This window comes from Psittacicella melopsittaci (assembly GCF_003585925.1).
Classification (GTDB): domain Bacteria; phylum Pseudomonadota; class Gammaproteobacteria; order Enterobacterales; family Psittacicellaceae; genus Psittacicella; species Psittacicella melopsittaci.
In genome coordinates, this window is the sequence record NZ_NRJH01000054.1 from 1 (window position 1) to 15,087 (window position 15,087).

Consider the following 15,087-nt stretch of genomic DNA (forward strand, 5'->3'; position numbering starts at 1 on the left):
TAAATATAGAGTAATATTGTTAAAAAATGTTATATCAGCATTGTTTTAACATGAAAATATAAAAATAAGCTAGCTTAAACCTTTTAAAGTTTGACTGGCTAGAAGTCTTTGCGGGTTGGTTTTTTGGATAATTCTATCAGGTAGAGATAGAGATAAACCTAAAGCCATATGCACAAGATTTACCGCAAGGAGTGGAGCTAAGTTTAGACCTCGAGAGCCCAAGCCTCCTAAATAGTATTTATTTGCTTCGAGAGTAAAATTTAAGGCATCAAGATTTACTTTCTCGCTATATTTTTTATGCTTATATTGAGCTAAGGCACTAGTATAAGCTTTGTGCTCATACTTTTGCCCCATTAATGGAAATCTGTCCCGAATATTTACTCTTGAACCAAATTTTATTTCCCACTGATTTTGTTCAACCAGTTTACTTAAAGCAAGGGTAAATTCTGTCTCTTGATCTAATTGCAGGGCTTTAACAAATTCTTGCACATTGTGAAGATTATCTTTTTCTTCTTGCCCAAGTAAATCTGTGGCAGCCAGATTATTATGATGAGTAGCCCCAAATAAAATAATTGCTTTATCTAGATTTACTTCTGAATTTAAGTTAATTTCTTTACTTGATTTAATTAGCCCACTGGTAAAGTAACCAAAACTACAGTTAGAGTTTGCTAACCTTTCTAAAATTAGTTCTTGTTCCAAGTGAGGAAAATGCTCTAGTAAAGCAATAAAGTCGAAGAGAAAAATATAGCTCGTTTTACCAGAGCTTAAGGTTAAATGAGTAAATTCATCTCTTAAACTTGCTCCCGTACAAATAAACTCAACTCCGATTTGCGGAGAGGTTATATTTGTTGCTCTCGTGTAATACTCTACAGCACGATTTACATAATGTTTATAGCCCGCAATGATAAAAGTAGCATTACTTAATTGACTTACAAACTCCCAAGCTAAGTTAGGCTGTACCGAAGATTGGTTGCTCAGATAAATTTTGCTCGGCTCAACAAAATCTCCTTGCTGTTTAAAATTGCTCCGATTATAGTTAAAGGCATTTATATGTAATTGCACTAAAGAAGGGTCATCATCAAACAATTGGGGATAAACAAGTCCGATAGGATTGATTGAAGCTTTATTTTCTGTAGCTTTTTCTGAGGTTAATACCTCAATACCCAATTGCCTTAAGTAATTAGCTATGCTAATCCCAGCAATGCCCTTACCTAAAACGTGTGCTTGCTTTTTACCTTGAATTAGCTCTTTGATTACATGTGCGTCTAACTGGGTATAAGGAAAAGTTAATTGCGGTAAATACCTTCCTTGGCTAATCAAATAGAGCTTGTTAATTAATTGCTTGTCAATTTTTCCTTGAAATGGCAGAGTAAATTTATCTCCTTTGTAATAAGGATATGCTTGTGTTAAGATCTCGTTTAACTCTTCAGGGCTAGCCATTGGCATTTGGTGATATATTTTTTCTTTTACCGAATCTGCATAGTACTCTTTTAGGAGCTGAGCTAATTTTGTTCGATCGGTATAGATCGCGGTAATACTTTTGCTTTTATTGTAGCCGGGCGTTTTGCTTAGGGTAAAACCAACCTGAGCTAGTCCTTTGCCTACTTTACTAGCACTGGTAAAGGTTGTTAAAGAGCAATTATCCTTAGCAAAAAAAGCTAAGCTCGCATATAAATTTGTATTCCAAAGATCGAGATTATTGTTGGGGTTAAAGCCATCGAGATAAATTATATCTACACTTGCTGGACCTAGAGCTAAAGCATATTCATTGAATACTTTTTGGGCTGTGTCAAAGTAGAGATTAAATACATTATTTGAGCAATTAAAAGTTATACTTGCACTATTGGCAATATTGCCATTGCCGTAGAGCTGTTCTATGGCTTCGAGGTTATTGTCCCTTATTTTATTTTGTATCTTTTTTAAATCTAGAGGAAAAGCAGTAGAAATCAAATGAACAAAATAACCCATTTTTGCTAAATGCCAGTAGTAGCTAACTAGCTTTTGCACTTGTGCTTTGGCTTTACTTTTTAATTGATTAAACTCTGCCTGAGAGTATTGAGAAGCAAATTCTTGCTTAAATGCAGATGAGGCTAAATAGGTTAAAAATCTTTGTTCCAATTCTTGCTGAGCAAAATTATCTAAATCAAACAGTTGCTCTAAAATGCTATATAGACTTAAATTGATAAATGTTGGAGTAGCTACTTCTAATTTAGGCACAAAAAAGTTTGTTTGTGTTTGATAGAGAACATCTTTATCCACAGGAAACTTTTCTAAGCTAAGATATTGCACAAGAAACTCTTGATTTAGTGCTATACTTTTAGGAGCAATATTTGTCTTAAATCCCTCACAACTTACTAAAGATTCAAGGTGCTCTAAACAGATATCGAGAAAAAAGTTGTTTTCGGAGTCAACTAGCATTTTGATATATTTATCAGTTAATAAAGTTTGCTCTAATCCTCGAATATCTAAGTAAAGAAACTCATAAAACTTATTTTGAGCGATATTAGCTGTTATTTTTTTCCCTAAAGAAGAGCTAAATTTAGTATCATTAGTACTATATTTAGGTGAACTAAAGATATTCACGAGATGTGATTTTATTTCTTTATGTGCTTTTGCGGCAGATAAAGAGTATTCTGCTAAACGGAAATAATCCAAGTTTTTTACTTCACGATATGCAGTTAATGCAGATAAAGTAGTTAAAAAATTAAGACCTGTACCAAAGCCAATTTCTAAACACTTTAAGACTGTTTGGCTCTTTTGTAATAAGTTTTGGGTTATTGTCTGGAGTAACTTACTTTTCCAAAGATAAGTATAAGTACATTCGTCAATAGGATTGTCATGCTGATAGTAAATATCATCATACTCTTGGCTCGTTAGTCGATCCTCTTGAATATTAATTTTTGCTTTACTTATTTTTTCTAAAGAAAAATTACTAAAAATATTATTAATCATTTGAGTATTTGTTTTATTGTAGTATGAGGGAGAGCATTTTATGTCATTATTATATTTTAATGTATATAGTGCTTTTTAAAATAAATACTTACTTATGCTATAATTTATATTATTATTGGTGTGCGACCATTATAAAAAAATAGGAAAAAGTTAATAATGAGAAGAGCAGTTGTAACTGGAATCGGCATTATTTCTAGTATTGGAAACAATAAAGATGAGGTTTTAAATAGCTTAAAAGAAGGTAAATCAGGTATTGTTCATATGCCTGAATTTGCTGAAGTTGGCATGAGAAGTCAAGTAGCTGGTAACATTAAAAATTTCAACGCTTCAGACTTAATTGACAGAAAGGCATTAAGATTTATGTCTGAATCTAGTCAATATGCTTATGTAGCAATGCAACAAGCTATTGAAGACTCACAATTAACTGAAGAAATGATTTCAAATGAAATGACAGGGTTAATTGTTGGTTCAGGTGGTGGTTCACCTGTAGCTCAAGTTGCTGCTTACAACGCGGCTAAATCTCCGCGTGGTGTAAAAACAATTGGTCCTTACGCAGTAACTAAAACAATGAGTTCTGGCGTTTCAGCTTGCTTATCGACTTTCTTCAAAATCAAGGGTGTTAATTACTCAATTTCTTCAGCATGTTCAACCTCCGCTCATTGTATTGGTAATGCTTTAGAATTGATTCAATTAGGTAAACAAGATGTAATTTTTGCCGGTGGTGGTGAAGAATTATCTTGGGAACTCTCATCTATGTTTGATGCTATGGGAGCATTATCAAGTAAATATAATGATACACCTGAAAAAGCTTCTCGAGCTTATGATCAAAACCGTGACGGTTTCGTAATTGCAGGTGGCGGTGCTATCCTAGTTATTGAAGAACTTGAACATGCTTTAAAACGTGGAGCTAAAATTTACGCTGAGTTAGTTGGCTATGGTGCAACTTCTGATGGTTACGACATGGTATCTCCGTCAGGTGAAGGTGCTGCACGTTGTATGAAACAAGCACTTAGAAATGTTTCTGAACCTGTAGATTATATTAATGCTCATGGTACTTCAACTCCAGCTGGTGACGTTAAAGAATTAGAAGCAGTTAAACAAGTATTCCCGAACGGAACTCCTTTAGTTTCTTCAACTAAATCTTTAACTGGTCATAGTTTAGGTGCAGCAGGTGCACATGAAGCAATTTATTCTCTTTTAATGCTTACTAATGACTTTTTAGCAGCGTCTGCAAACATCGAACATTTAGATGAAAAAATCCCTGAAGGTGTTAACGTTTTAACAGCAAGAGCTGATCAAAAAGTTAATGTTGTTATGTCGAATAGCTTCGGTTTTGGTGGTACTAACGCAAGTTTAGTATTTAAGCGCTTTACACGTTAGTTTTATTGCAGGCAGTTCTTGTGGACTGCCTGTATTCATTTGCAAAAAAGGTATTTACAATAATGTATAATCCAATCCTTGACATAGACTCATATAAGGCATCTCATTTTAAACAGTATCCACCTGGTACTGAAAATGTATCTAGTTATATTGAATCAAGAGGGGGAAAATATTCACACACAATTTTCTTTGGTCTACAAAGGTTTTTAAAAAAATATCTGGCAAAACCAATTACCCAAAAAGAAATTGATCAGGCAGAAGTTTTTTTAAAAGCACATGGTGTTCCTTTTAATAAAGAAGGTTGGGAATACATTTTAGAAAAACACAATGGCTATCTACCTTTAAAAATTGAAGCTGTTGCCGAAGGTACTTTAGTACCAGCGAGTAACCCTATAGTTCAAGTAACTAATACCGATCCAAATTGCTACTGGTTAACCAGTTATATTGAAACAGCCCTGTTAAGAGCAGTGTGGTATCCTACCACTGTAGCTACTTTAAGTTTCAAAAATAAGCAAAACATTTATGAGTATTTAAGAAAGACTTCGGATCTCCCAGAAGAAGAGCTTTTAACGCAATTAAGTTTTAAACTTCATGACTTTGGGGCAAGAGGGGCTTCATCAACCGAAACTAGTCAAATCGGGGGCTTAGCCCATTTAGTGAATTTCCAAGGTACTGATAGTGTTTTATCAATTTTAGAAGGACAAGAGTATTACCAAGCAGGAATGACTGGTTACTCAATTCCAGCAGCCGAACATTCTACAATTACCTCATGGGGTAAAGAACAAGAATATCAAGCTTATGAGTATATTATGGAAAATTACCTCTATAATGGTGGGGTAGTTTCTATGGTACTTGACTCATATGATTTAGATAAAGCTCTAGATCATTTTATTGCTCGTCCAGATATAGTAGAAAAAATCAAAACTTCAGGCGGAACCTTAGTGGTTCGTCCTGACTCAGGTGATCCAGCTACTATAGTACTTGATGTAGCTACACGATTAGTGAAAACCTTTGGTTGTCAAGTAAACAGCAAAGGCTATAAAGTACTTCCACCTTATATTAGAATTATTCAAGGTGATGGAGTTAATACCAACTCGATTTTAAAAATCTGTAAAGTTCTTGAAGAAAATGGTTTTTCAATTGAAAACCTAGCATTTGGTATGGGTGCCGAATTACAACAAAAAGTTAATCGTGATACTTGCCGTTTTGCAATGAAAGCATCGGCAGTAAAAATTAACGGTGAGTGGCATGACGCATTTAAACAACCTGCAACTGATATTAGTAAAACTTCTAAGCGCGGACGCTTAAAACTAGTTGAAGTTGATGGTAAAATTCAAACTGTTCGTGAAGATGATCAACAGTATGATGCCTATAAAGACCTCCTTGAAGTTGTTTACTTAGATGGCAAAATTTTAAGAGAGACAAATTTTGATGCTATCAGAGAAAAAGCTCATAGTTACTTACATTATCCTGTAGATTACTTTGCAGATAAATAAAATGAAAAGGCAAATGTAAGTGTACATTTGCCTTAATTTTTACATAAAAGGATATTAATCTATGCCTGAAAATGGGATTCTCTACATAGTTGCTACACCTATAGGTAACTTAAACGATCTTTCTCCTCGAGCTAAAGAAGTTTTATCTAGTGTAGATGCTATTCTTTGTGAAGATACAAGACATAGCTCTACACTTTTTAGTGCCTTTGGTATAAAAAAACCTCTGCTTGCTTATCACGATCATAATGAACGTAATATAGCCCAAAATATTATTGCCCAATTACAAGAGGGTAAGAACCTAGCTTTAGTTTCTGATGCTGGGACACCGCTTATTTCTGACCCAGGTTACTATCTCACAAGTCTGTGTCATGAACACAATATCAAAGTTAGTCCAATTCCTGGTTCATGTGCCTTTGTGGCTGCTTTAAGTGCTTCAGGAATGCCTTCGGACTCGTTTACTTTTTATGGTTTTTTACCAGCTAAAAGCAAACAACGTCAGGAAAAATTAGAGCAAATAAAACAATCTGAAGCAACGGCAATTTTTTATGAATCTACGCACAGAATCAAAGATACTCTTGCCGATATAATTACTGTTTTAGGTCAAGAGCGTAAAATTTGCTTAGCTCGTGAGTTAACTAAACAATTTGAAACTATAGTTACTACTAGTGCTCAAGGGATTAAAGAGTATCTCGAAAGTAATTCTGATCACTGTCGTGGAGAGTTTGTTCTTATAATCCAAGGTTGTTCGCAAAAGCAAGAAGCGAGTTTAACTCCAGAAATTGAGAACCTAATCAAAGAACTAGCTAGCGAACTGCCACCAAAAAAAGTTGCTAAAATTGTTGCTAATTGTTTTAAACTAGATAAAAAAGAAATTTACAATTACCTAATTAGCCAGAAATAAAATATGAATAAAACGAATATAAAAACCAATAGGTTTTTTACTGGTTTGAGTTGCTTTGTCGATGCGATAAAAAATTGGCGTGTCTCGGCAATAGTTATGTTGTTTACGATCATAGCTATACATGTCTACCAACAAGCTCATGCAAGTATAGAAATTCCAACCCTTAGTGCTGTTCTAGCTATAGCTTTAGGTACGGGATTTATCATTGCTTTAGGTTTTGTTTTAGGGATTTACACCGCCCTAAAAATGGACAAGACTCTTAGCGAACCTATTAACGACCTCTATAATAAGCCTAGTAAAGGCAAAGTTTTTAACCAAAGTTTTTACGCAGCCTTTAAAGACATGTATTTTTTAGGCAAATCTTTATTACTTTTTTGGTTAGGAACTACCTTTATTGTTTTAAACGACCAATTATATAACCCGAATATTTTTCCAAGTTATGACCTTTTTGTGGTGGTAACGGCAATTATTCACTTTATACTTCTATTTTATGTATTCCCTGTCGCAGGCTTTATGATTAATAAAAGAGTGTACGGGATTGAAGTTTATAAAAGTTATAAAGATTTTTCAAAATTTGCTTTAACCAACATAATTAGTATTATCATTAGTTATGTTTTATTTATCGTTATAATATTTGTTGTTATCCTAGCATTAGTACAAGTTATATTTACTCTTGAAAGTAAGGATAATTCAGGAATTTACTTATATCTTTCCTTTTATCTCTCACTTTCAATAATTTTAGTACTTATAATTAATGTATACTTTGTCTTTTTACAAGTATTAATCCAAAGAAAATATAACCAAAGAATTAGTTCTTATCGCCATGAATAATTCATTAAACAATCCAGTCACGCGACCAAATGTAGTATTTTTTGCTTTAAGATTTTTTAAGCACAATTGGCAAGTTTTAACGACTGTATTTTTACTTAACATTACAGTTTTATACCTTTTTAATCATATTTTTGAAAGTATTTTTCCCCAATTAACCCTAAATCTTACCACTACTAATACCGATGACCTTTCTGCTCTAGCAGTTATGGATCGTCTTAATGTAGTTAACATTAGCTGGTTATTTATAAAAACTTTTGTAGAATTTTTCACTATTGCCGTAGTTACCTTAATTTTAAAGTCTATTCTCGATATAGTTATTGAAAAAAATAACAACATTCCTGTAACCGAAATTAAAGACTTACAATCGGGTATTGGCGTTAAAAGCTTACTCGTAGGTTTTCTTCCCGTAGTTTTTTCGGCACCTATGCTCAAACTAGCTTTATTAGCTATATGGCGTAGTTTTCAATTTATTATAATTCTGCTGTTAATTGCCGTTCTCGTTAACATTCTTCTCTTTAGTTTAGGAGGTGGGGTAGTTGCAGTTACTTATATTATCTTTAGACTTTTTAGTATACTAATTCCTTTAGTTGTAACTATTTTAGTTGTATTTAGACAATACTCATTTTCTGACTATCTTGGTGATTTAAAAAACCTCTTCACCAAACGCGGTGCAGATCTATTTAACTGTATAATATTTATTGTTTTTACCCTTGTTTTAACGCCAACTCTTATGATCGCTATAGTTGCGTTTACTAATGTTATAGGTCAGGCTTTAAATATACTTGCAGTAACGAATTTTCTAAATACTTTAGTTGCAAGCTATTTAACAGGATTTTTCTCTGATTTATATCTTGTTGTAGTCTTTATAATGGTATTTTTCTACTTTGAGAGTAAAGAAACTGATTCGAAGTAAAAAAATCAATTAACTTTTGCTGAAATATGAAGTACAATCCCTTAACCATTGCCCATAAGTTTATTACAAAGAACTTTCCTCTCTTATTTGCAGTAAGCTTTTTTCTTGGCATTTTTTATTATTTTGTTGATCTAATTTTAGATTATTTTATTCCTGTACATCTTTCTTTAACAGGGATGAATAATTTTTTAGCTCTTTACTTCAATAACTTAGCCTACTTAAATATAGGTCTAGTGTTTGGCTTTTTTCTTAAACTAATTATAGCTTCTTTATTTACGGCGTTAATTTTTACCGTATTAGTACGCTTTTTAAATATAGATCTCAAACAAATTTTAGTTAAGTACCGCCAATCACCTGAACAGCTCCAAAATACGGCAAATTATAAATCTAAATTCACGCCACGTTTAGTGCTAAATTTTATCTACAATTTAGGTAAATTAAGTTTTGCTAAAACATATTTAAGAGTTCTGAGCGGTTTATTAGTTTTTGCTTTAGCTAGCTTTGCTCTTTCTTTACCTTTAATTGGTATAGTTAAAGCTGTTTATGCAAGTAGTATTGCTAGTGTGATTTTTGCTTTAATTGCAATTATTATTCTAATTCTTAATGCTGGAATCTATGTGCCATGGTTAGGTATTTCAGTAACCTCTAAATCGGCAAAAGTTCGCGACTTATTTATTTTAAGTTCTTCTATTTTTAGCCAATTTTTCTTTGTTGTGCTAATTTTTCTGGTTAACTACTTTGTTATTTCAGTAGTCCTAGAGTTTGCTTTTATCGCTATTAGATCTATTGCCGAATTTATTCGTTTAGGTCTAGCCGGTGACTTTTTAGTATATGCTCTAGTGGTTTTAAAATATGTCTATCTTGTTGTCTTCTCTATTGCTTTATATTTTGTCTATATTAGCTTTAAAGACAAAAGTGAAGTTGAAAATCTAGTTAGTGAAGGTATATATATTCAAGACTTTAATATTGCCAAAACTACTACTGCTCGCTACACAAAACGTATTACCAATACGCTAAATTATCAAACTAACAATGATAGTAAAGTAAATTACGGTGCTGTGAGCAAAAGCAAAGCTGAACCTGAGAAAAAATCAGAAGATGTGGATTTAGCTCATTTGAGTTCAGAAAAGAAAAAATCTAAATCTGGATTTTTTGCTAACCTCTTTAAACGTAAAGCAAAAGTTTCACAAAGTACATTTGAACATGTAGATAATGCTCAAGTTCAATTTGATAGTGATAAAATAACTCCAGATAATAATCCTTTTGATCTTGAAAATAAAAAGTAATGAATATAAAAAAAACTATCACCTCTTGTATGGAGTTTGCAGGATTAGTAGTATTCTTTCTCATCTATAAACTAGCTCCAGAAGAGTATGCTTTAAGAGCTGCTTCAGTATTTCTTTTAATTTTTTCCATTTTTCAAATTTGGTACTTTAAATGGCAAAAATTAAAAATTCCGCGCTCAATGCTCTTTATAAATGGTCTCAGCATTCTTTTTGCTATCCCAACCATTTATTTTAACGACTTTCAATACATCCGTATCAAACTACTAATTATTAAGGCTCTATTTTTTATTATTCCTTTTACTTTTGCTCTCTTTGGCAAAAACTTCCAACAAATTTTATTTGGAGATTTGGCTGGACTTAAAGAATTAACCGACCATGAATTTAAGGTAGTTAACTGGTGGTTCATTATTGTCTCTGCTGTAAGCTTACTTATTACAATTTACGCTTACTTTAATCTTTCAGATGATGCTTTCTTAGAGTTAAAAACCTTCTGGTTACCACTAGTTGGAGCTTTATACATAGTTCCAGTATTCTATTATTTAGCAAAGAAAGAAAACTTAAAAATGTAAGGGTCTATGATTACTAAATTTCTCTTAAATAATATTGCGAATATACTCTTTTTTCTGGTACTTTTCTTGACTTTATATACAGATCAAGCTGTATTATACGCAGGAACCATTTATGTTTTGGTTAACGTTTGTGTCTTAACCTTTAGACTAATGGTTGAACAAGGCTTATGGCGTAACCGCCTATTTTTACTGCAACAAATTGTTTATAACGCAACTATGGGCTTATCGGCACATGAGAATGATATTACTTACTTTGCCGTAGGGATTGCGGTATATCATGCTCTTATTACCTTTGCTTGCTGGTGGTTACAACGTCGTGGCGAGTATTTTGTAGAACGCTATGAACCTCATTATCTTTACCCAATTGCTCGTCTCGAAGCTATGGGCATAGAGATTCAAAAAGAAAATAGAAGATCTACAGTTAAAGCAGTAAACGAACTCTACTTACGTAATTCTTTTGTTTTAAGCTGCCTGTACGTGGTAATTTTACCTGCGACAAATTTAAGTTCACAGTCTTGGTATGTACTTTGGGCATTTATTTTTGTTCCTATTTGTAACTGGTACCTCATAGCTAATTTAACAGTTAAGGTATTTAGCTACTTTAAGGGTAATTTAGGAGTTAATTTCGAGGAAACTATTAAGCAAATGCAAGCAAAAACTCAAGCAGAATTTGCTAAACAAAATGAAATGGATCCTGAACTTGCTGCTAAAGTAGAAGACCTTAAAGAATACATTGAGAATAAAGTAAAAGAGCAAGAAAAAGGTCAAGACAAAGACAAATAAATAAACAAAAAAAGACCTCATCTCGGGGTCTTTTTTTATATAATAGAATAAATTAATTGGAGGTACAATGTCATTAAATTATTATGTAATTTTTTCTACAGATCATGAGAATGTGCTAGAAAAAAGATTAGCTGCACGTCCAGACCACTTAGCTCGTTTACAAGAACTTAAAGATCAAGGACGTCTATTAGTAGCTGGTCCTAATCCTAAATCAGATGCAGACCCAAAAACTACTGGCTTTGCTGGCTCGACTGTAATTGCCCAATTTGCTTCGCTTGAAGAAGCACAACAATGGGCAGACCAAGATCCTTATCTAGCCGCAGGTGTTTATAAATCTGTAGAAGTAAGACCTTATATTGTCGTTTTTGAAAAATAATAAACAATAAATCACTCTAGTTATAAATATGTTATCTATTCTTCTCTCTACCTTATCAGGACTGATATTCTGTATCGTATACTTTATGTCACCTCGAGAAGTGGCTGCAGAATATTCAGCAATTGCTTTAACTATAGCTTTAGTTATAGAAGTATTGATTAAAAACTTTTTCATTAAAAAATTGACGCCTTTTGCATGGTTTATGTATGTCATAATTCTTTGCTTTACCATTCCGTCAATTATCTTTAATGATATTAAATATATTCAAATTAAGTTCTATCTCTTTAAAGTAATTTTCATATTTGCAATTATAATTCTAATGCATAAGTTTAATGTGAACATTATGCAAAAGGTTTTTGGTTGGCTAATTAAAGGAGTTAGCGAGCATGGTTGGTTTGTAATTAACTATATGTTCGTTGTCTACCTAGTTATTGCTGTCCTCGGAGCACTATACAGCCAATATGCCATTTCCCAAGAAGCATGGGTATTATTTAAAGGAGTAATCTTACCTGTAATTGGTGGCGTGGCTACTTTAATAATGATAGCCTATGGCTTTTATGACGCAAGAAAAACTAAAAAATAGGTGACCTTAGGTTACCTATTTTTTTGCCTAAAATTTAGTTGTGTTATAATTGATTAATGTGTTGCTTATGGAAATGCGAACACATTTTTATTTTTTTATTTATAAGACAGTAGTTAGGGATAATTTTTAGATTATGGATAAAACATATTCTCCACACAATATTGAAAAACGAATTTATCAAGAGTGGAAAGAAAGTGGATTATTTAGAGCAACTTTTGATCCAAACAAAGAAAACTTCAGTATCGTAATCCCGCCACCAAATGTAACTGGTACTTTACACATGGGACATGCATTCCAGCACGTTTTAATGGATATTCTTATCCGTTATAACCGAATGCAAGGTAAAAATACTCTGTGGCAACCAGGTACTGACCATGCGGGTATTGCAACGCAAATGGTGGTAGAGCGTAAATTACAAGCTGAAGAAGGTAAAACTCGTAAAGATTTCACGCGTGAAGAGTTTATTGAAAAAGTTTGGGAATGGAAACGCTATTCAGGTGGGACAATTAATAGCCAAATTGAACGTCTTGGTGACTCAATTGACTGGGAACGTGATGCCTTCACTATGGATGAAACGCGTTCTCGTGCGGTTAAAAAAGTATTTATTGACCTTTATAACGAAGGCAAAATTTACCGTGGTAAACGTTTAGTTAACTGGGATCCAAAATTCAAAACCGCTATTTCTGACCTTGAAGTAGAAAACAAACCAGTTAAATCAAATCTTTGGCATTTTAGATACCAATTAACTGACGGGGCTAAAACTCACGATGGTAAAGATTACATTGTTGTAGCAACTACTCGTCCTGAAACAGTTTTTGGTGATACTGCTGTTGCTGTTCACCCTGAAGATCCACGTTATACAGATCTTGTAGGAAAATTTGTTTATATTCCTGTAGTCGATAGAAAAATCCCTATTATCGCTGATTCCTATGTAGACAAAGAGTTTGGTACAGGTATAGTTAAAATTACCCCTGCCCATGACTTTAATGACTATGAAGTAGGTAAACGTAATAATTTACCATTAATTAATATTCTTAATGATGAAGCCTTTTTATTAGCTGTTACGCCAGTACTAGACACTAATGGTCGTGAAACAGGTGAAACTTACGAGTTACCTGCAAGTTATCAAGGTCTAGAAAGATTTGCTGCACGTAAACAACTAGTAGCCGACTTTGAAGCAGCAGGGGCTTTAGATAAAATTGAACCGCACGACATGGTTGTTCCTTATGGTGACCGTAGTAGTGTAGTTATCGAGCCATTCTTAACTGACCAATGGTATGTTGATACCAAAGAAATGGCACGCGTTTCTTTAGATGTGGTTAAAGAAGGCAAAATCCGTTTTGTTCCAGAGCAATATACTAACTGGTACAATAACTGGATGGAAAATATTCAAGACTGGTGTATTTCTCGTCAATTATGGTGGGGGCATCGTATTCCAGCTTATTATGATGAGCAAGGCAATGTTTATGTAGGTGAATCTGAAGAAGATGTACGTGCTAAACATAACCTAGATGCTAATGTACACCTAGTACAAGATGAAGATGTATTAGATACTTGGTTCTCTTCTGCTCTTTGGACCTTCTCTACTTTAGGTTGGCCAGAAAAAACTAAAGAAATGGAGTTTTTCCACCCAACTTCAGTATTAGTAACTGGATTTGATATTATTAACTTCTGGGTATCTCGTATGATTATGATGACTACCCACTTTATTAAAAATCCAGATGGTTCACCTCAAGTACCATTCAAAGACGTTTACATTACTGGTTTAATCAACGATGAAGAAGGTAAGAAAATGTCAAAATCTAAAGGTAACGTATTAGATCCTTTAGATATGATTGATGGTATTTCGCAAGAAGATCTTATTGCTAAACGTACAGCTAACATGATGCAACCGCAATTAGCTGAGAAAATTGCTAAACGTACGGCAAAACAATTCCCAGAAGGTATTAAACCTCATGGTACAGATGCTTTACGTTTCACTTTAGCAAGCTTTGCTTCTTCGGGTCGCAATGTAAGTTGGGACATGAAACGTCTAGAGGGGTACCGTAATTTCTGTAATAAATTATGGAATGCTTCACGTTTTGTGCTCATGAACCTAGAGAACAAAGATGTAAGCTTCAAACTTGACGCACAAACTTATCAAGAGCATGCTCCACACTTTACAGCTGCCGAGCGTTATATTGAAAGCGAATTAGCAAAAGTAATTGAAAAAGCAGATTTTGCAATTCAAACTTACCGCTTTGACCAATTAGCTAATACTTTATATGACTTTATCTGGAATACATTCTGTAACTGGTATCTCGAATTTGCTAAAGTAAATCTTGCTAGTACAGATGAAAAAGTTGTGAAAGCAACTCAATTCCAACTATTAAGAGTTCTTGAAGCTACTTTAAGACTTAGCCATATTGTAATTCCATTTATTACCGAAGAAATCTGGCAAAACTTAAAACCTTACTTACCAGATTTAGAAGGCTTCTTAATGGGACAAAAATATCCTAAAGCTAATGAATTTAATAGTGATGCTCAAGCAACAGATCATATTCATAAAGCGCAAGAGTTAATTACTTTAGTACGTGAGTTACGTTCGGAAATGAACTTAGCTCCAAGTAAAGAATTAAGTGTTAATTTAGTTAGTGAAAACCCTGCTTTCTTAGAATATACTAAGGATTTTGTTAACACTCTGGCAAAAATCAATTTAACTATTACTAATAGCCCTTCTACTGATTTAGTAAGTAGTCGTCTCTTAGGTACAGATACAGTTGAGTTCTTATTAGCTGAAATTATTAACGTAGAAGCAGAGTTAAATAAATTACAACAAGAGCTAGTGAAATTAGATAGTGAAATTGCTCGTGTAGATGGTAAACTCTCTAATCCAAGCTTTGTTGAAAAAGCTCCTGCGGATTTAATTGCAAAAGAAAAAGCTAAACGTGTTGATTTCTTAGAACAACAAGAACAAATTAAACTGCAAATTAGTAAAATTGAAAAATTAAAAGCATAAGCTTTAATAAAAAGGAGGT

The 15,087-nt window shown here is 33.3% G+C and carries 12 protein-coding genes; 11 read left to right on the forward strand and 1 reads right to left on the reverse strand.

From position 1 onward, the window contains the following. Positions 1-69: 69 nt before the first annotated feature. Positions 70-2,952 carry an MnmC family methyltransferase gene (locus CJP74_RS06250; RefSeq protein ID WP_119497413.1) on the reverse strand — a complete coding sequence of 961 codons (2,883 nt, stop codon included), beginning with the start codon at positions 2,950-2,952 and terminating at the stop codon, positions 70-72. A gap of 156 nt (positions 2,953-3,108) precedes the next feature. Here CJP74_RS06250 and fabB point away from each other — a divergent pair, with 156 nt between their 5' ends. From fabB to CJP74_RS06305, 11 genes are all read left to right on the forward strand, one after another. Then, positions 3,109-4,332 (forward strand): beta-ketoacyl-ACP synthase I, encoded by a 1,224-nt coding sequence (gene fabB, locus CJP74_RS06255; protein ID WP_119497414.1) that lies wholly within the window; start codon positions 3,109-3,111, stop codon positions 4,330-4,332. Between the two features lie 62 nt (positions 4,333-4,394). After that, positions 4,395-5,828, forward strand: coding sequence for a nicotinate phosphoribosyltransferase (locus CJP74_RS06260; protein WP_119497415.1), 1,434 nt, complete (start codon positions 4,395-4,397; stop codon positions 5,826-5,828). Positions 5,829-5,889: 61 nt separating this feature from the next. After that, positions 5,890-6,729, forward strand: a complete 840-nt coding sequence (rsmI, locus tag CJP74_RS06265; RefSeq protein ID WP_119497416.1) for a 16S rRNA (cytidine(1402)-2'-O)-methyltransferase — start codon at positions 5,890-5,892, stop codon at positions 6,727-6,729. Positions 6,730-6,732: 3 nt separating this feature from the next. Next, positions 6,733-7,560, forward strand: a complete 828-nt coding sequence (locus tag CJP74_RS06270; protein WP_147397061.1) for a hypothetical protein — start codon at positions 6,733-6,735, stop codon at positions 7,558-7,560. Then, complete coding sequence (locus CJP74_RS06275) at positions 7,553-8,473, forward strand: hypothetical protein (RefSeq protein ID WP_119497418.1); 921 nt, start codon at positions 7,553-7,555, stop codon at positions 8,471-8,473. The genes CJP74_RS06270 and CJP74_RS06275 overlap by 8 nt, the downstream gene beginning before the upstream one ends. Before the next feature lie 26 nt (positions 8,474-8,499). Next, entirely contained in the window at positions 8,500-9,759 is a 1,260-nt protein-coding gene (locus CJP74_RS06280; RefSeq protein WP_119497419.1) for a hypothetical protein, read from the forward strand. Then, positions 9,759-10,328, forward strand: coding sequence for a septation protein IspZ (locus CJP74_RS06285; RefSeq protein ID WP_119497420.1), 570 nt, complete (start codon positions 9,759-9,761; stop codon positions 10,326-10,328). The genes CJP74_RS06280 and CJP74_RS06285 overlap by 1 nt, the downstream gene beginning before the upstream one ends. Positions 10,329-10,394: 66 nt before the next feature. After that, entirely contained in the window at positions 10,395-11,111 is a 717-nt protein-coding gene (locus CJP74_RS06290) for a hypothetical protein (RefSeq protein ID WP_147397062.1), read from the forward strand. Positions 11,112-11,178: 67 nt separating this feature from the next. Continuing rightward, the gene (locus CJP74_RS06295) at positions 11,179-11,487 is read left to right on the forward strand and encodes a YciI family protein (RefSeq protein WP_119497422.1); all 309 of its coding nucleotides are present in this window, start codon (positions 11,179-11,181) and stop codon (positions 11,485-11,487) included. A gap of 28 nt (positions 11,488-11,515) precedes the next feature. Continuing rightward, a complete protein-coding gene (locus CJP74_RS06300; RefSeq protein ID WP_119497423.1) occupies positions 11,516-12,070 on the forward strand; it encodes a septation protein IspZ in 555 nt (184 codons plus the stop codon). Positions 12,071-12,203: 133 nt separating this feature from the next. Then, positions 12,204-15,068 (forward strand): valine--tRNA ligase, encoded by a 2,865-nt coding sequence (locus CJP74_RS06305; RefSeq protein ID WP_119497424.1) that lies wholly within the window; start codon positions 12,204-12,206, stop codon positions 15,066-15,068. Positions 15,069-15,087 lie beyond the last annotated feature (19 nt).